Origin of the sequence: Bradyrhizobium sp. LB14.3, assembly GCF_040547985.1 — a bacterium.
GTDB lineage: Bacteria > Pseudomonadota > Alphaproteobacteria > Rhizobiales > Xanthobacteraceae > Bradyrhizobium.
On record NZ_JBEPQT010000003.1, the window covers coordinates 535,727 to 551,724 of the forward strand.

Sequence of the window (15,998 nt, forward strand, 5' to 3'; positions counted from 1 at the left end):
TTCGATAAAACGAAACCGCTTGTGCCGTCGGGCAAAACACCTTTACGACTTGGACCGAACGAAGCTCTCGTGCCCCGGCTCTGCGCGGCAACGTTGAGGCGTTGCAGCGCGTCCGGACACGGGCGCATCATTTGCGCCAAGCCGCCGCCCTCTCGCCCGACGGAATATTTCCGCGCTTGCCAATCAGGCCACCGCGGTTCAGAAAAACGGAGCAAGAAGAAACGCCAGCGGAGACCTGAAGTTTTGACCATCAAGGGCAAGGCCTACATTGCCGGGATTTTTGAACACCCGACCCGGCATGCGCCGGACAAATCCACCGCTCAGCTTCATGCCGAGGTCGCCAAGGGCGCGATCGAGGATGCCGGGCTCAGCAAGGACGATGTCGACGGCTATTTTTGCGCGGGCGATGCGCCCGGCGGCGCCTGGCCGATGGTCGATTATCTCGGCCTGAATACCAAAAAGCTCCGCCACGTCGATTCCACCGAAACCGGCGGCTGTTCCTACATCATCCATCTCGGCCACGCCGCCGAGGCGATCGCCGCGGGCAAGTGCTCGATCGCGCTGATCACGCTGGCAGGGAAACCGCGCACCGGGGCGATGCCGCCGCGTGCGGCCGGCGCCGAGGCCGATTTCGAGATGGCTTACGGCGCGACCACGCACAATGCCTATGGCATGTGTGCCATGCGCCACATGCACGACTATGGCACCACGAGCGAGCAGCTCGCCTGGATCAAGGTCGCGGCTTCGCATCACGCGCAATACAATCCGCATGCGATGCTCAAGGATGTCGTCACCGTCGAGGACGTGCTGAACTCGCCGATGATCTCAGATCCGCTGCATCGCATGGATTGCTGCGTCGTCTCTGATGGCGGCGGTGCGCTGATCGTGACCACGCCCGAGATCGCCAAGAGCCTCAAGAAGCCGCTGGTCAGACTAATCGGACATGGCGAGGCCATGAAGGGCCCGCGCGGCGGCAAGGATCTCGACCTCACTTACTCCGCCGGGATCTGGTCCGGCCCGCGTGCGTTCGAGGAAGCCGGCATCACGCCGAAGGACATCAAGTACGCCTCGATCTACGACAGCTTCACCATCACCGTGCTGATGCAACTCGAAGACCTTGGCTTCTGCAAGAAAGGCGAGGGCGGCAAGTTCGTCGCCGACGGCAATCTGATCTCGGGCGTCGGCAAGCTGCCGTTCAACACCGACGGCGGCGGCCTCTGCAGCAATCATCCCGTCAACCGCGGCGGCATGACCAAGATCCTTGAGGCAGTCCGGCAGTTGCGCGGTGAGGCGCATCCGAAGGTGCAGGTTCAAAACTGCGATCTCGCGATCGCCCACGGCACCGGCGGATTGCTGGGCGTGCGCCACGCTGCCTCGACTGCTATTCTGGAGCGCGTGTGATGAGCGAGACAAAGAAATATCCGGCCCCGGCGACGAACCCCGAGACCGCCGCGTTCTGGGACGCGGCCAAAGAGGGCAAGTTCATGATCAAGCGCTGCACCGCCTGCGGCGAAGCGCACTACTTTCCACGCGCGATCTGCCCGTTCTGTTATTCGGACAAGACGGTGTGGGAGGAGAGTTCGGGCGAAGCCACGATCTACACTTACAGCTTGATGCGGAAGTCGCCGACCGGTCCTTACGCAATCGGTTACGTCACGCTGAAAGAGGGACCTTCGCTCCAGACCAACTTCGTCGATTGCGATCTCGAGAAGCTGAAGATCGGCCAGAAGGTGAAGGTGGTGTTCAAGCCGACCGACGGCGCGCCGCTGCCGTTCTTTACGCCGGCGTAGGACGGTCCTCATCCTGAGGGCTTGCGAAGCAAGCGTCTCGAAGGATGGCCACGACAAAGAAAGCGTTTCGGGCATCCTCATGGTTCGAGACGGCGCAAGAGCGCCTCCTCACCATGGGGATGAGAACCATCCGGAAGGAAACAAACAAAATGTCCGCCAGATACGAAGAGCTCAAAGGTCTGAAAAACATCGGCCAGAAATACGCCTACAGCGATCGCGAAGTCATGCTCTACGCCTACGGCATCGGCCTCGGCGCCGATCCGATGGACGAGAACGAGCTTGCCTTCGTCAACGAGGGTACGTTGACGCCGCGGCCGCTCAAGGTGGTGCCGACGTTCGCCTCCGTTGCGGCGTGGGGCGCAGGGCCCGGCGAAATGAACCTCAATCGCGTGATGGTGGTCGACGGCGAGCGCGACATCACCTTCCACCAACCGCTGCCGGTCGCCGCGTACATCACCGCCGATTCCTCCGTCGTCGAAGTCTACGACAAGGGCAAGGACAAGGGCGTCGTCATCAGCCATCAGACCGTGCTCAAGAACGAGAAGGGCGAGAAGCTGGCAACGCTGGTCGCCTCGCGCTTCGCCCGCGGCGATGGCGGCTTTGGCGGGCCGAACCTGACCCAGCCCGATCCGCACAAGATGCCGTCGCGCTCACCCGACAAGACCATCGACATCGTCACGCGCCCCGACCAGGCGCTGGTCTATCGCCTCTGCGGCGACCGCAACCCGCTGCACTCCGATCCCGAATTTGCGAAGAAGGCCGGCTTCCCGCGCCCGATCCTGCACGGCATGTGCACCTACGGCATCACCTGCCGCGGCGTGCTCCAGACCTATGCCGATTACGACGCCTCCGCCTTCCGCCAGCACGTCGCGCGGTTCTCCTCGCCGGTCTATCCCGGCGAGACCGTGACAATGGACCTCTGGAAGGACGGCAACACGATCTCGTTCGAAGCCAAGGTGAAGTCGCGCGGCGTCACCGTGATCAAGAACGGCAAGACGGTGCTGGGTTAGGGCGGTCTCGTGCCCCGGACGCAGCGCAGCGCTTCTTCAGCGGTGCGCTGCAGAGCCGGGGGTCTAGCGAGCCCAAGCAAAGAAAGAGCTGGGTCCCGGCTCTGCGACGCAGCGTTGCACGCTGCATCGCGTCCGGGACACAAAAAAACAACAGGGAGACGCCACCATGGGACTACTCGACGGCAAGGTTGCGCTGATCACCGGCGCGGGCGGGGGGCTCGGTGAGGCCTATGCAAAGCTGTTCGCGCGGGAAGGGGCCTCCGTCGTCGTCAACGACCTCGGTGGCCCCCGTGACGGCTCCGGCGCCGACAAATCGATGGCGCAGCTCGTGGTGGATGCGATCAAGGCCGAAGGCGGCAAGGCCGTCGCCAACGGCGCCGACATCTCCACGATGGAGGGCGGCCAGTCGGTGTTCGACGACGCCATCAAGCATTTTGGCCGCGCCGACATCCTCGTCAACAATGCGGGCATTCTACGTGATCAGACCTTCTCCAAGGCCAGCGAGTCCGACTGGGACAAGGTCATCAAAGTGCATCTGAAGGGCACCTTTTGTTGCACCATGCCGGTGTTTCGCTGGATGCGGGAAAACGGCGGCGGCGTCATCGTCAACACCTCCTCGACCTCGGGCCTGATCGGCAATTTCGGCCAGACCAATTACGGCGCGGCCAAGGGCGGCATTTGGGGCCTGTCCAACGTGCTGGCGATCGAGGGCCGGAAATACAACATCCGGATCTGGACGCTCGCGCCGGGCGCGCTGACCCGCATGACCGCAGACCTGCCCCGCTATAAGGAGAACCCCGGTGCGGCGCTGGGGCCGGACGGCATCGCGCCGGCCGTGCTATACATGGTCAGCGATTTGTCGGGCGATCAGACCGGCAAGGTGCTGGGCGTATCCGGGCCCCGCGGCGTGCGCGAAATGCGGATGATGGAGATGGACGGCTGGAAACCACCGCACACGGGCTGGAACGCACGGGACATCGCTGAGCATGCCAAGGAGATCTTCTTCTCCGAGGAGCAGATCAAGATGGGCGCGCGACGGTTTTAGGCCATGGTCTCCCGGACCCCGCAACGCGCGAGCCCGGGATCACGAACAAAGGATACAGGGACTGATGAAACTCACTGCCGACGCCAAGGGCACCTTCGCAATCGCGCCGACGCCGTTCCACGACGACGGCCGGATCGACGAGCGCTCGATCGACCGCTTGACCGATTTTTACGAGGAGGTCGGCTGCGACGGCGTCACGGTGCTGGGCATCCTTGGTGAGGCGCCGAAGCTCGACGCCGCCGAGGCCGAGCAGGTGGCGGTGCGCTTCGTCAAGCGTGCCAAGAAGATGCAGGTGATCGTCGGCGTCTCCGCGCCGGGCTTTGCCACCATGCGCTCACTTGCCAAAGCATCGATGGACGCCGGTGCGGCCGGTGTGATGATCGCGCCGCCGCCGTCGCTCCGCACCGACGACCAGATCGTCGGCTATTACAAGCAGGCGGCCGAGGCGATCGGTCCCGACGTGCCCTGGGTACTCCAGGACTATCCGCTGACCTTGAATGTGGTGTTCACCCCCGCCGTGATCCGCAAGATCGTCACGGACAATCCAAACTGCGTGATGCTCAAGCACGAGGACTGGCCGGGCCTGGAAAAGATATCGACGCTGCGCAGCTTCCAGAAGGACGGCTCGCTGCGACCGCTCTCGATCCTCTGCGGCAATGGCGGCACGTTCCTTGATTTCGAGATGGAGCGCGGCGCCGACGGCGCCATGACCGGCTACGCCTTCCCCGAGCTTCTGATCGACATCGTGAACCTCTCGAAGGCCGGCAAGCGCGACGCCGCGCATGATCTGTTTGACGCGCATCTGCCGCTGATCCGCTACGAGCAGCAGCCGGGTGCAGGCCTTGCCGTGCGCAAATACGTGCTGCAGAGGCGCGGCATCATCGCCTCCAGCGCCCAGCGCAAGCCCGCCGCGACCATCACGCCGGCGGCAAAGGCAGAGGTCGAGTACCTGCTGTCGCGCGTCGCTCGAATCGACAAGCGCGCCAATCTTGGGCCGCAATCCAGCGCCGCAGGTTAAGTTGAATGGCCGAGGCCTCAGCATCACGTCCCGCGTCGACGATCCTCCTGCTGCGCGACGGCGCCGCAGCGAAGGAAATCGAAGTCTTCATGATGGTCCGCCATCATCAGATCGAGTTCAATTCGGGCGCGCTGGTGTTTCCCGGCGGCAGCGTCGATGCCGGCGATCAGGAGATCGTCAAGCGCTCCGACCTGTATTCGGGCGGCGAGGGCCTGAGTGAATCGGACCGCGGATTTCGTATCGCCGCGATCCGCGAGACCTTTGAGGAGAGCGGCATTTTGCTGGCACGGTCGAAGGATTCGGGCACGCCTGTTGACGCCAAGCGCGCCGGCGAGATCGCCGATGCGCATCGCGTCGCGCTCAACGAGCACAAGGTCAGCTTCCTAAGCATTCTGGCCGACAACGGTCTCCAGCTCGCGCTCGATACGCTCTTGCCTTACGCGCACTGGATCACGCCCGAGGGCATGCCAAAACGTTTCGACACCTGGTTCTTCCTCGCCGCAGCCCCGCCCGACCAGCTCGGCGCGCATGACGGCCGGGAATCGACCGACTCGATCTGGGTCTCCCCGCGCGAGGCAGTTGAGGGCGGCGAGAGCGGCCGCTTCAAGCTGCCGTTCCCGACCACACGTAATTTGATCCGGCTCGCCAAGCAGTCGAGCGTAAGCGCGGCGCTGGAGCACGCCCGCGGCATGTCCGTCGTGACGGTGATGCCTGTCATGACCAGGACCGAAACCGGCCGCCAGCTCCGCATCCCCCGCGAGGCCGGCTATGACGGCGAGGTGTTCGAGGTCGGGGCGGTCGGCTAGGACACTTCGATACAAAGCGAAGTATTGACGAGGGCAGACGCGCTAGGTTCCGTGCCTGACAACGGGACGGAGCGCGCGACATGGACAACCGGCAGGACAACAACGTCGCCGTCGAGCTGGCGCTGCTGCTCGCGCTCGCAACGCTCTGGGGCGGCTCCTACACCTTCATCAAGCTCGGCGTCGCCACCATCCCGCCGATCACGCTGATCGCGGCGCGCACCACGATTGCGGGCCTGCTGCTGCTCGCGATCATGTGGGCGCGGGGCATCAGGATGCCGACGGATGCCGCGACCTGGCAGCGCTTCGCCTTTCAGGCCGTGCTCAACAGCGTGATCCCCTGGACGTTGATCGCCTGGGGCGAGCGCCACGTCGATGCCGCGCTCGCCACCATCCTCAACTCGGCCGGGCCGATCTTCACCTTCCTGCTCACGGCGGTCGTCACCCGCCACGAGTCGACGACACCGCGAAAGCTGGTCGGCGTGGTCGCCGGCATGGCCGGCATCCTGCTGATCGTCGGCGTCGATGCCTTCCATGATATCGGCAGCGGTCTCGTCGCGGAGGCCGCGATCGTTGCCGCCACCATCTGTTACGCATGCGCCGCGATCTTCGGCCGCGGCTTCAAAGGCCTCGATCCCATGGCGCCCGCGGCAGGTTCGCTGCTGGCGGGGGCCGCGGCGCTGATCCCGGCCTCGCTGATCGTTGAACAGCCCTGGACGCTGTCTCCCTCCCAGAGCTCGGTGCTGGCGCTGCTCGCGCTTGCGACCTTCTCGACCGCCGCGGCCTTCGTGATCTATTTCCGCCTGATCCAGACCCTGGGCTCGGTCGGCACCACCGCGCAGGCCTATCTCCGCGTGCCGATCGGGGTTGCCATCAGCGTCGCCTTCCTCGGCGAGAGCCTGAGCCGGACCGCCTGGATCGGCCTTGCCTGCGTCGTCCTCGGCGTCGCCGCCATGACTATCCCGGCCCGGCGGCCGGCCAGCGTCAAAACGTCATAAAGCCGGGGCCAGGAAAGGCGACCGGGCTGCAATATTAAGGATATTCGGCGGCTGACGCGTGTTCCCCCGGGGCCGCAATACGTCGTATATTGCGCCTCCAGCAGCCCCGGTCCTCAAATCACGAATGTCCGCCGAATTGACGCCGACCCCTGAGAAAAAGCGAATATTCTCGCTCTCCATCGGCCAGCTCACGTTCGGCAGCTTCCTTCTGGTGCTGGCGGTGATCATCGTGACCTCGACCGCGAGCGTGATCGCGATCCGGCACATCGACACGACCTTTGTCGAATTGCAGCGGCTCCAGAGCGTCGGCGACCTCGCCGAGGACATCGACCGCCGCATGAACGAGTTGCGGCTCGCCGCGCGCGATTTCGTCACCGACCCCGGCGCCGGCACCCAATTCAAGCAGGTGGGCGAGGCGGCCTCGACGCTCAGCGACATCCTGAAGAAGACCCGCATCGAGCTTGCGCCCGAGCAGCAGGACATGATCGACGGGGTCACCGAGCGGCTTGCGACCTATCGCAGCGGCCTGGAGCGGATCTCGACGCTGATTGATCGTCGCGCCCAGCTGCTCGCCGGCCTGCCGCCGCTGCGCGACCAATTCGATGTGGCGGTCGCGGGCACCGCCGACCGCGAGCTGGCCTCCCGCCTGTCGGAGGCGCAGAGCCGGATCGCGCTCGGACTGCTCGCGCGCAATCCGTCCGCGGCCGAGCAGGCGGCGCAGAGCATGCGGGCGATGGACATCGGCGATGCCGGGCTGAAATCGTCCGTCAATAATTATGCCGGGGCCATCATTGCGGTCGCGGTCCGGGAACGGCAGATCGCCGATATCGATCGCGAGGTGCTGGGAACCGAGGGCCGGCTGATCGGGCGCGTCACCGAATTGCTGCGCGAGGTCAGTGCCCGGCGCGGCCACGTGCTGTCGCGCGACTTCGCCCGGACGCTGACGGAGGCGCGCTGGCAGAGTATCGTGCTCGGCACCATCGGCGTGCTGATCGGCATTCTCGCGGCCGGCTTCGTGGTGCGGCGGACGGTCCGTCCGCTCGCCCAGATCGCACGGTCGATCCGCGCGCTCGCAGCAGGCGAGAAGAATACCTCGATCCCGTCCGCCGACGTCGACAACGAGATCGGCGACATCGCCCGCGCGGCCGAAGTGTTCCGCCGCGCGCTGGAGGAGGCCGACACGGCGCGCGAGGCAGCGGTGCGCGCGCTGACCGAGCAGCGCCTCGCCGAAGAGAGCTACCGAAAACTGTTCGAGGGCTCGGTCGACGGCATTTACGTGACGACACCGGCCGGTGATCTCCTCAACGCCAATCCGGCGCTGGCGCGGATGATGGGCTATGACAGCCCCAAGCAGCTCATCGACAGCATCGACGACATCGCCCACACCATCTACGTCAATCCCGAGGCGCGCGTCGAATATCAGCGGCTGATGGCCCGCGACGGCATTGTGCGCGAGTTCGAATACCAGGTACGCCAGCGCAGCGGCAACATCCTGTGGCTGTCCGACAGCGCCACCGGCGTCCCCGACGAGGCGGGCAACATCGTCCGCTACGAAGGCACGCTGCGCGACATCACCGACCAGAAGCGGGCGGAAGACGCCATCGCCGAAGGACGGCGCCTGCTCCAGCAGGTCATCGACACCGTGCCGGCAGTGATCAACGTCAAGGACCGCGACCTGCGCTACGTGCTGATGAACCGCTACATGGCCGGGATCTTCGGCATCGAGCCCGGCGATGCGCTCGGCCGCACCACGGCGGATCTGATGTCGCGCTACGGTGCAGCCAAGACCGACGAGAACGACAAGCGCGTGCTCAGGCTTCGAAAAGGTCTCGGCTTCTACGAAGAGGAGTACAAGGATTCTTCCGGCCACATGCGGCAATGGCTGGTCAATAAGCTGCCGCTGCTCGATATCGAGGGCGAGATCGAGCGGATCGTCACCGTGGCGCTCGACATCGGCGAGCGCAAGCGCGGCGAGCAGGAGATGCGCAAAGCCAAGGAATCCGCCGAGACCGCGCTGCGCAATCTGCGCGAGACTCAGGCCTCGCTGATAGAGGCGGAAAAGCTGGCGGCGCTCGGGCGCCTCGTCGCCGGCGTCGCCCACGAGGTCAACAATCCCGTCGGCATCAGCCTCACGGTTGCCTCCGCGCTGGAGCGCAAGACCGCGATGTTCACCGCCGAGGTCGAGCGCGGCGAGCTGCGCCGCTCTACGCTCAACGACTTCCTTCACACCAGCCGCGACGCGTCCTCGCAGCTCGTCTCCAATCTCAACCGCGCCGCCGAGCTGATCCAGTCGTTCAAGCAGGTCGCCGCCGACCGCAACTATTCGGATCAGCGCAGCTTCGATCTCGGTGACCTCACCGAGCAGGTAGTGATGAGTCTGCGGCCCGGCCTGCGCAAGCACAATTTGACGCTCAATGTCGAATGCCAGCCTGATCTGACCATGAACAGCTATCCCGGACCGTACGGCCAGGTGCTGACCAATCTGTTTCTCAACGCGGTGGCGCACGCCTTCCCGGACGGACGGCCGGGGACCATCGATATCCAGGTGCGCGAGTCCGGCAAGGACAATGTCGAGATCACCTTCTCCGACAATGGTTGCGGCATGTCGCTCGACGTCCGCCGACGTGCATTTGATCCGTTCTTCACGACGCGGCGCGACCAGGGCGGGACCGGTCTCGGGCTGCACATCGTCTACAGCATTGTCACGAACCGGCTCGGCGGACGGCTGGATCTCGATTCCGAGCCGGGCAGCGGCACACGCATCCAGATCATCCTGCCGCGCGTGGCGCCGCTCGAGCAGGCCGCGGAATAGCTGGAGCGTTTTCGGGCGAAGTGGATATCGGTTCGCGAAGAAAACACTTCAAAACAAAATCTGGAGCTTCGGTTCTGATTCAATCAGAACCGATAATGCCCTAGTCGGCCTCTGCGAGCTTGTGCAGCGTCGCGCCGAAAATCTGGCTGGCCTTGCCGACCAGCGCGGTGCCTGTCATGTCCCCGCGCGTCTCCGTGAAGGTGCCGCTGACGCCGATGCCGACCGCGGCAGGGCCACCGAACAGCGGATTGTCGTCGCCCCGCGGCGAGGTGTGACGCTGGACCAGCACCTCGCCCTTGAAGGTGTTGTCCTTCACCGTGTAGCGGCCGGTGTAATAGAGGTAGGCATCGCCGCCAAGAATCTTGCCGTCGCGAAAAAGAATCACGCCGCTGCCCTTGCCGACTCGACCATCGAGCAGGTTCACGTGAATTGAATAGAGGCCGTTCTTCATAACGTCCCGAGGCCGGCCGCCATCGCCCAATGGCGTAACCGGTAGGGCATTTATGCCAAAGCGCATCCGCTCACGCAACGCGGGAGTTTGGCCGCCGGCCGTGCGGGCCTGCCCGTGAGCCGTAGTTGTCCCGGATTGTCTATGAGACTGTCATGACGGTCTGATCATGAAGCGAGGCCTGTCGTTGCTAATCAGGTTGGCCCGCGAAATGCATAACTATCGTTGCACTGGCCGCGGGGTGCTGGAGCAAGACAAACGTGAGCAACTGGATCGATTCCGGCGGCGAATGAGCCGCGTCTGCACAGTGCGCGTCCCACGATTTGCGAAACACGACAACGGCGGATTGGCGGCGCGGCACGCTGGCGAAACGTGGCGAGCCTCCGCTTGCGCCTTGGCCCTGATTGCGCTCGCAGCCCCCTCCGCGCACGCGCGAGACCGCGACCAGTTCGTCAACACCAGTGCCGAATTGAAGGCCTGGTTCGACGGACTGCGCAGCGGCGAGGGGCCTTGCTGCTCCGATGCCGACGGCTCGGCGCTCTCGGACACCGACGCGCCGTTCAGGTATATTTCTTGTCGCGCTCGAGCAGCTCGATGGAGATGCCTTCGGGGCCGCGGATGAAGCAGATGCGGACGCCGGGGCGGATCGTGGTCGGCTCGCGCGTAAAGGTGACGCCCTTGGCCTTGATCTCGGCCGCGACGGCGTCGATGTCCTTCACCGTGAGACCTAAATGGTCGAGGCCCTGGTGCGGGTGCGGCGGCGGGGGGTTGACCGCATTGTCGCCCTCGAGCGGTGCAATGAAGATTTTTGCGCCACCGAGATTCACGTCGATCCGTCCCGGTGCGTGCACGATCTCGCCACCGAGGATGTCCCGCAACCAGGCCGCCGTAGCCTCCGGATTGGGGCTGCGCAGATGGACGTGATCCCAAGTGACGACTGGCATGTCATGTTCTCCCGACGTGTCTTCGATGTTGCGGCGCATGTTAGCGGCCCCGGCCGGTGACCGCCACCGCCCTTGCCGATTCGATAGCTGCGCGGGAACCTTAGTTGGTCTTCCAGATTAAGGTAAACAGTGGCCGGGTCCGTCGTCGAACGTGCTTCCGCCGCTATCGGTGATGCAATCATGAATGCTGGGTTTGACCGCATCGGGTTGAGGCGTTTCGCCGGAACCGGCGAGCGACTGGCACGGGCCGTGACGATCGCGAGCGTCTCATTTGGGCGGGTCCTGCTGTGGACGTTGGCGGCCATGATCGTTGGTTGCGGCGTCTGGATGCTGCTCCCACTCTCCAGAGGCAATAGTGCCGAGCCGGTGACGTCCGACGTGGCAGCGGTCGAGACGGCGCCTTCGGGCAAAGCGGCAGAAGCCGTGTCACCGGCTTCCGAAGCTCAGATTCCGGCAATGGCAGAACTCGGTCGGATGAGGATTTCATCGCAGACCTGGCGCCGCGGCGGCCTTGGCTCGAAGGCGCTGGTGACGTTCACGTTGCGAAACGACAATGACTATGCCGTAAAGGATGTCGAGATCGTCTGCGCTTTTGCCCGGCGCGACGGGAGTCATCTCACCGACCGCAGCCGCGTTCTGGCGGACCCGGTCAGCATGAAGAGCCGCAAGACTTTTGCGCGCATTCCCGTCGGATTCGTCAACGTGAATGCCGATCAGGCGAAGTGTTCGCTTGTGGCCGCGCGTCGGGCGTGAGGGCGGCATTTTCCGATAGCGGAAAAGTTACTGTCCTTGGGCCTTGGACCAGAAACTTGGCGTCGCCATTTGAACCGAACGGCTGGGCCAGGAACCAATTGAATGATCGCCTGTTAAGACGGAGAGCCCTCGTGGGATGCGACGGGCGGAGCGCGGCCAATGCCCATCTTTCGGTATTTCATGTTTGTCGGTGGAGCTCTGCTCGCACTGCTGTTCGCGGCGAACTACGTTCTGCCCGCTTCGCCTGTGACGCAGGCTGTCGCAACCGCGAGCAACGAACAGCCGTCGATCCGGATCCGGTCCGATCGCCACCTGCCAGAGCGCGTCGTGCTCGATACCAGTCAGCCGACGATCGCCGCGCCTGCGGTGGAGATCGCCGCTGTCGCGGCTCCCAAGCCGCCCGTGGAGGGCGTGTCGCCGGCTTTGGCCGAGATGTCGGCCAAGACGCGGGTCCGCGAGACGTTCGCCCAATTTACGCCGGCCGGAAAGGCCGATACCCGCGGAGCCGGGAAGACCGATCCCAAGCTGCAGGCTCCAGCTCATCCCAGGCGCAAGGTCGCCAGAGCGCATCCGGCGCCGCAGCAGGGTCGGCCGATGATGGTGTTGGCGCAGCAGCCGCATTTCGGTTTCTTCAACAGCACCTGGTAAGGGCCCGTCTGAACCGTCTCGAATCGGCACGGGAAGGGCTTTTTATTGGCCGGCCTCTCTGCTAATTCGAACCCATCCGAACGTCGTCCGGCCTGCTGGCTCGCAAGCAGCGGTCCTTTGGCGTCTCGGTTGAGGCCCATCGCCTGGGCCAGGGCGCTCGTAGCTCAGCTGGATAGAGCATCGGATTTCGATTCCGAGGGCCGGGAGTTCGAATCTCTCCGAGCGCGCCACTTAAGCAACTGAGCGACGCGAGAACGCGCGTCAGTGAATTTTTGAAAGATCAGCGGTACAGGCCGCGGGTTCACGGCGATTACAGCCTGAATAGCCCGGTGGGCGTGACGTGGCTCGATACGAAGACGGATGCGGATCGCCTTTGGGCCTGAAGCGACAACCCGAAAATATGGTGACCCGCTTCACTTGGCGGTCCTAGCACTCCCGGCGCTCTGATCCGCAATTGAATCGGCAGCCGGGAGCATTGGGGCTGGAAAGTGAGCCGTGCCATGTTCGCCTCTTAACGACAATTGGTAGAAAGGCGGACTCCGGTAGTTGTACCGACTCCATTTTTGGAACGGGGTGTTCTACTGTGTGAACACCGGCGAGATTTAAGTACTCATCAATTTTCAGTTGTCCGGGATGGCCGCAGTGGGAGGCTGGAACCACCCTGCGGCCTTTCCCCCATTGGTCCAAGCGTAACCCGGTGGCTTTTTTGTTCCAGAGCGGGAACTGAACTTACGTTCTTCCGTTTTGGAGTCGTCAATACGGCTCACGGAGTGCGACATGACTGAGCACCGCCGCAGAGTGAAGTAAACCCGCTCCCTGGAAGAACGAATGGCCGAACTGGCCGCCGAGCTGAAAGACCAAGCCAATCAATTGCCCGCTGGCGCGGAGCGCGAGCGCCTTCTCAGGAAGGCGCGGTTCGCGGAAACGGGCGCGCGCCTCAGTGATTGGGTTTCCTCGTCCGGTTTGCGGCCTCCGGAGTAAGGCCGCATCTTCGGCGGCATGCCGGCTACGATCAATCTGCGGCTGTTGCGTCGTTCCTATTCTGGCATGGTTGGCGGCCTGTTTTGCGAGTGCAAGTTCAGGCTGGCGGGCCTATGACCACGTACTCGAACGCCACGCCCTCGGGATCGTTCTCATCGAGCCAAGCCTTGGCGGCGTCCTCGGTCGAGAAGATTTTGATGTGCTCGACGTCGCCAACTTGCATGGCGGTGTTCACATAGACGAAGACGGTGGCCCCCCAAAGCGTGCGTGCAACCATGTGGTCAGCTTGGGCCAGCTTCTTAGCGGCTTCATCGAAGTCGCCCCAAAAGGACGGGTGCGACGGTATTATCCGATAGCCGCTGAGGCGGGGGCTGCGTCGGTGTAGCCATCGACGCATTGAGGCGAGTGCAGATATTGGAAGCTAATTCGTTAGCTCTGCGGGGGGCAACTTGGCGTCGTCTCGCAGCAATTGCGATATGATCCGCTCGATCCGGACGGCGTCCAATCTTATGTCAGCCATCGATTTCTCCGGTGCAACGTTCTGAACGTGCGAAATTCTCCAATGCCGTCAATGCGTGAACGGATCGGGAAAGTTCAGAACGTGCGTTGATTTTGCTGGTCGGCTGGGCGGAGTTCGATTCCGAGGGCCGGGAGTTCGAATCTCTCCGAGCGCGCGAATTCTCAGGCCAGAGTTTTTCGGATCTGGCCGCGGCCGGGAGCCGCCGCTACTTGCCCTGGATCTTCAGCCCGTTGGGACCGACATTGATTTGCAGGCCGTCGGGCTGCTTCTTCGTCTGGTAAAGATTGTAGCCGAGCACGGCCGCCGTGACGACCAGAGCACCGATGATCAGAAACAATAGATTGCGGCTGATGGACATTCTTTTCCCTGAACCACTTGGTTGACCGCGAGAAAAACCCCGCGCATGGGGGCGCGGGGTGCATCGATACGCCTCGGGGCTGGCGGCGCACTGCGTTGACTGGGATAATGCGGCTCGAAGGAACTGGTTCCCCGTGCGGCTGGCGCCGCATGTGCAAGGCCGGAGCCGTGTCTGGTCAGTCTGCCGGCGAACCCGTGTGCCGGCCCCTTGCCAGCGTGTCCGAGGGCGACTCGCGAAATGTCGCGCGGTAAGCTGCGGCAAACTCGCCGAGGTGATGGAAGCCCTGGGCGCGCGCGCATGAGGCGACGGTGGCGCCGCCGCCTTTGAGGAGCCGGGCGCGGGTGGCCCACAACCTTTTCAGGCGGATGTAGTGGTGCAGGCTCATGCCGCGTACCTTGCTGACGGCGCCGCCAAGCGTCCGGATCGAGACGCCAAATTCACCGGCAAGATCGGCTGTGTAGATCGGAGCAGTCGGATGTGCCGCGACGTAATCGTCGATCCGCTGCACGAGTTTGATCGATCGCTCGCCCTGGACCGAGGCACTCCGGTCGGGGAGCGGATCGATTCGAAACAGATCGTCGAGCGCGAGCAGCAGGCCTTCCTGGAGATGGCCGGCGACCTCGGTGGTTTCGAACAGCAACGGCTGCATCGACGCGGTTCGCAGAATGTCGAGCAGGAGTTGCCGTATGTGGAGCAAAGCGGGCCGGTTCGCGACATAGGCCCGCAAATCGTCGGCCCGATCGAACCAACCCCGGTCTCTCAGGCCGGGTGAGAGGATGATCATCGCATGATGATTGGTCTGGGGCTCGACGAAATGGCATTCATCGTTGCCGCGGAGCGCAACGAAGAAGCGCGCGTCGAGATCCATTCCCTTGGAATTGACCTGAAGGTCGTCCGTCATGGACAGGATCACCATCCCGCCGGGCATCCGATAGGCGGTGTCGAGGATGCGCGCGAACGAGCGCGTCAGGACGATGCGGCACGCCGGCAGGGAGACGACGGCACGGGCCGCGGCGAAGTTCGGGACGTCGAGCGGAATGCTTCTCGCATCCTCCATCGACTCGATCGGCCAAAATGCATCGACGTCGGCAAAGCCGATCAGTTGAAGCGCTGAGGATGGGGCGAGGCCGTCGAACAACATGTGTCTGGCCGGATGCTGCAATGTGACAATCAAATGAACGTCAGTACATCGTCATCAATGGCGAAACATCGCGCTTCAGTAAACCGGATTCCGGGCCGTAGTATTGCGGACATCATGGCATGAAGCCCGGCAGATCGATGTCGTCGTCAACGGTCTCGGCTCATCGGCCGGCCGGAGGCGAGGTCGATGAAATGGAGCCGCGTGCAGGCGGGACAGGCGAAGGAGGCGAAGCTTCGCCCCTCCTGTCTCTGCTGCTTCTCGAGATGCGTCTGCACGTTCATGCCCGTTTGAGGGCATCGAAAAACGATCAAATCGGCCATCACCGTAGAATGACGGCGTCGCCGATTTCATCTTTGATCTAGCAGTCTGCTGAAAAACCTTGAAATGGAGAATTTTCATATTTCCGCCGATCGTTTTTGGAGCGGCGCGGTAGAGTTGGATGTAATTTCTAGCTTGGTATTGAGTGTGCCCCGGCGCGGGGTGGCTATGCGGCGAGCAGTTTGGGAATTCGGATCAGGTTATAGGCGATCAGATTAAGCAGGAAGTCGGCGGCGACGCGAGCGATGCCCCGATGTTTGGTCTTGCGCATGGTGCCATGCTGCTTGCCCCATCCGAAAATGCACTCGACCATCGGCCGGCGCGATTGCGACATGCCGTATCCCGGATGCCGGGTGGTTCGTTCGTCGATCGCGCTGTTACGGTTCTTGCCGGTTTTGGTGATGGCCTGGT

17 protein-coding genes, 1 tRNA gene and 1 pseudogene are annotated in these 15,998 nt (G+C 63.5%); 13 read left to right on the forward strand and 6 right to left on the reverse strand.

What is annotated here, in order from left to right; translation table 11 throughout:
- Positions 1-243 precede the first annotated feature (243 nt).
- From ABIB00_RS09970 to ABIB00_RS10005, 8 genes are all read left to right on the forward strand, one after another.
- Entirely contained in the window at positions 244-1,401 is a 1,158-nt protein-coding gene (locus ABIB00_RS09970; protein WP_247341259.1) for a thiolase family protein, read from the forward strand.
- Positions 1,401-1,790 carry a Zn-ribbon domain-containing OB-fold protein gene (locus ABIB00_RS09975; RefSeq protein WP_354104179.1) on the forward strand — a complete coding sequence of 130 codons (390 nt, stop codon included), beginning with the start codon at positions 1,401-1,403 and terminating at the stop codon, positions 1,788-1,790. The genes ABIB00_RS09970 and ABIB00_RS09975 overlap by 1 nt, the downstream gene beginning before the upstream one ends.
- 149 nt (positions 1,791-1,939) lie before the next feature.
- On the forward strand, positions 1,940-2,800 hold the full coding sequence (locus ABIB00_RS09980) for a MaoC family dehydratase (protein ID WP_354104180.1): 861 nt from the start codon (positions 1,940-1,942) through the stop codon (positions 2,798-2,800).
- Between the two features lie 166 nt (positions 2,801-2,966).
- Positions 2,967-3,845 (forward strand): SDR family oxidoreductase, encoded by an 879-nt coding sequence (locus ABIB00_RS09985; RefSeq protein ID WP_354104181.1) that lies wholly within the window; start codon positions 2,967-2,969, stop codon positions 3,843-3,845.
- Between the two features lie 64 nt (positions 3,846-3,909).
- Positions 3,910-4,863 carry a dihydrodipicolinate synthase family protein gene (locus ABIB00_RS09990; RefSeq protein ID WP_354104182.1) on the forward strand — a complete coding sequence of 318 codons (954 nt, stop codon included), beginning with the start codon at positions 3,910-3,912 and terminating at the stop codon, positions 4,861-4,863.
- A 5-nt stretch (positions 4,864-4,868) separates the two neighbouring features.
- Positions 4,869-5,669 carry an NUDIX hydrolase gene (locus tag ABIB00_RS09995; protein ID WP_354104183.1) on the forward strand — a complete coding sequence of 267 codons (801 nt, stop codon included), beginning with the start codon at positions 4,869-4,871 and terminating at the stop codon, positions 5,667-5,669.
- An 80-nt stretch (positions 5,670-5,749) separates the two neighbouring features.
- The gene (locus ABIB00_RS10000) at positions 5,750-6,664 is read left to right on the forward strand and encodes a DMT family transporter (protein WP_354104184.1); all 915 of its coding nucleotides are present in this window, start codon (positions 5,750-5,752) and stop codon (positions 6,662-6,664) included.
- Between the two features lie 124 nt (positions 6,665-6,788).
- The gene (locus tag ABIB00_RS10005; RefSeq protein ID WP_354104185.1) at positions 6,789-9,476 is read left to right on the forward strand and encodes a PAS domain S-box protein; all 2,688 of its coding nucleotides are present in this window, start codon (positions 6,789-6,791) and stop codon (positions 9,474-9,476) included.
- Between the two features lie 100 nt (positions 9,477-9,576).
- Here the strand turns inward: ABIB00_RS10005 and ABIB00_RS10010 are convergent, their stop codons facing one another.
- Positions 9,577-9,927 carry a GrlR family regulatory protein gene (locus ABIB00_RS10010; RefSeq protein ID WP_354052131.1) on the reverse strand — a complete coding sequence of 117 codons (351 nt, stop codon included), beginning with the start codon at positions 9,925-9,927 and terminating at the stop codon, positions 9,577-9,579.
- 257 nt (positions 9,928-10,184) lie between these two features.
- Between ABIB00_RS10010 and ABIB00_RS10015 the strand changes: the two are divergent.
- Positions 10,185-10,477: pseudogene (locus ABIB00_RS10015) on the forward strand (hypothetical protein); the annotation flags it as partial.
- 7 nt (positions 10,478-10,484) lie between these two features.
- On the opposite strand, the gene ABIB00_RS10020 reads toward ABIB00_RS10015, so the two are convergent.
- A complete protein-coding gene (locus ABIB00_RS10020; RefSeq protein WP_354104186.1) occupies positions 10,485-10,868 on the reverse strand; it encodes a VOC family protein in 384 nt (127 codons plus the stop codon).
- Between the two features lie 180 nt (positions 10,869-11,048).
- On the opposite strand from ABIB00_RS10020, the gene ABIB00_RS10025 reads away from it, so the two are divergent.
- From ABIB00_RS10025 to ABIB00_RS10040, 4 genes are all read left to right on the forward strand, one after another.
- Positions 11,049-11,621 (forward strand): hypothetical protein, encoded by a 573-nt coding sequence (locus tag ABIB00_RS10025; RefSeq protein WP_247348397.1) that lies wholly within the window; start codon positions 11,049-11,051, stop codon positions 11,619-11,621.
- 159 nt (positions 11,622-11,780) lie between these two features.
- Positions 11,781-12,269: a hypothetical protein gene (locus ABIB00_RS10030; protein ID WP_354104187.1), complete on the forward strand. Its 489-nt coding sequence runs from the start codon at positions 11,781-11,783 to the stop codon at positions 12,267-12,269.
- A 153-nt stretch (positions 12,270-12,422) separates the two neighbouring features.
- Positions 12,423-12,499: transfer RNA gene (locus ABIB00_RS10035), tRNA-Arg, on the forward strand.
- A gap of 598 nt (positions 12,500-13,097) precedes the next feature.
- Complete coding sequence (locus tag ABIB00_RS10040) at positions 13,098-13,250, forward strand: hypothetical protein (RefSeq protein ID WP_354104188.1); 153 nt, start codon at positions 13,098-13,100, stop codon at positions 13,248-13,250.
- A gap of 97 nt (positions 13,251-13,347) precedes the next feature.
- Here ABIB00_RS10040 and ABIB00_RS10045 read toward each other — a convergent pair whose 3' ends face one another.
- The 4 genes from ABIB00_RS10045 to ABIB00_RS10060 all read right to left on the reverse strand — a co-directional run.
- Positions 13,348-13,527: a hypothetical protein gene (locus ABIB00_RS10045; protein WP_354104189.1), complete on the reverse strand. Its 180-nt coding sequence runs from the start codon at positions 13,525-13,527 to the stop codon at positions 13,348-13,350.
- Positions 13,528-13,975: 448 nt separating this feature from the next.
- Complete coding sequence (locus ABIB00_RS10050; protein ID WP_247348393.1) at positions 13,976-14,128, reverse strand: hypothetical protein; 153 nt, start codon at positions 14,126-14,128, stop codon at positions 13,976-13,978.
- A 175-nt stretch (positions 14,129-14,303) separates the two neighbouring features.
- A complete protein-coding gene (locus tag ABIB00_RS10055) occupies positions 14,304-15,269 on the reverse strand; it encodes an AraC family transcriptional regulator (RefSeq protein ID WP_354104190.1) in 966 nt (321 codons plus the stop codon).
- A gap of 484 nt (positions 15,270-15,753) precedes the next feature.
- Positions 15,754-15,998 (reverse strand): transposase (locus ABIB00_RS10060; protein ID WP_354104191.1); only part of this gene is annotated, 245 nt, incomplete at its 5' end.

What these genes read in the sequence shown, in the direction of transcription:
- ABIB00_RS10000 (WP_354104184.1), top strand. Translation starts at nt 5,750, where the DNA reads ATGGACAACCGGCAGGACAACAACGTCGCCGTCGAGCTGGCGCTGCTG.
- ABIB00_RS09975 (WP_354104179.1), top strand. Translation starts at nt 1,401, where the DNA reads ATGAGCGAGACAAAGAAATATCCGGCCCCGGCGACGAACCCCGAGACC.
- ABIB00_RS10020 (WP_354104186.1), bottom strand. Translation starts at nt 10,868, where the DNA reads ATGCCAGTCGTCACTTGGGATCACGTCCATCTGCGCAGCCCCAATCCG.
- ABIB00_RS10010 (WP_354052131.1), bottom strand. Translation starts at nt 9,927, where the DNA reads ATGAAGAACGGCCTCTATTCAATTCACGTGAACCTGCTCGATGGTCGA.
- ABIB00_RS10005 (WP_354104185.1), top strand. Translation starts at nt 6,789, where the DNA reads ATGTCCGCCGAATTGACGCCGACCCCTGAGAAAAAGCGAATATTCTCG.
- ABIB00_RS09995 (WP_354104183.1), top strand. Translation starts at nt 4,869, where the DNA reads ATGGCCGAGGCCTCAGCATCACGTCCCGCGTCGACGATCCTCCTGCTG.
- ABIB00_RS10040 (WP_354104188.1), top strand. Translation starts at nt 13,098, where the DNA reads ATGGCCGAACTGGCCGCCGAGCTGAAAGACCAAGCCAATCAATTGCCC.
- ABIB00_RS10045 (WP_354104189.1), bottom strand. Translation starts at nt 13,527, where the DNA reads ATGGTTGCACGCACGCTTTGGGGGGCCACCGTCTTCGTCTATGTGAAC.
- ABIB00_RS10050 (WP_247348393.1), bottom strand. Translation starts at nt 14,128, where the DNA reads ATGTCCATCAGCCGCAATCTATTGTTTCTGATCATCGGTGCTCTGGTC.
- ABIB00_RS09985 (WP_354104181.1), top strand. Translation starts at nt 2,967, where the DNA reads ATGGGACTACTCGACGGCAAGGTTGCGCTGATCACCGGCGCGGGCGGG.
- ABIB00_RS09990 (WP_354104182.1), top strand. Translation starts at nt 3,910, where the DNA reads ATGAAACTCACTGCCGACGCCAAGGGCACCTTCGCAATCGCGCCGACG.
- ABIB00_RS10025 (WP_247348397.1), top strand. Translation starts at nt 11,049, where the DNA reads ATGAATGCTGGGTTTGACCGCATCGGGTTGAGGCGTTTCGCCGGAACC.
- ABIB00_RS09980 (WP_354104180.1), top strand. Translation starts at nt 1,940, where the DNA reads ATGTCCGCCAGATACGAAGAGCTCAAAGGTCTGAAAAACATCGGCCAG.
- ABIB00_RS10030 (WP_354104187.1), top strand. Translation starts at nt 11,781, where the DNA reads ATGCCCATCTTTCGGTATTTCATGTTTGTCGGTGGAGCTCTGCTCGCA.
- ABIB00_RS10055 (WP_354104190.1), bottom strand. Translation starts at nt 15,269, where the DNA reads ATGTTGTTCGACGGCCTCGCCCCATCCTCAGCGCTTCAACTGATCGGC.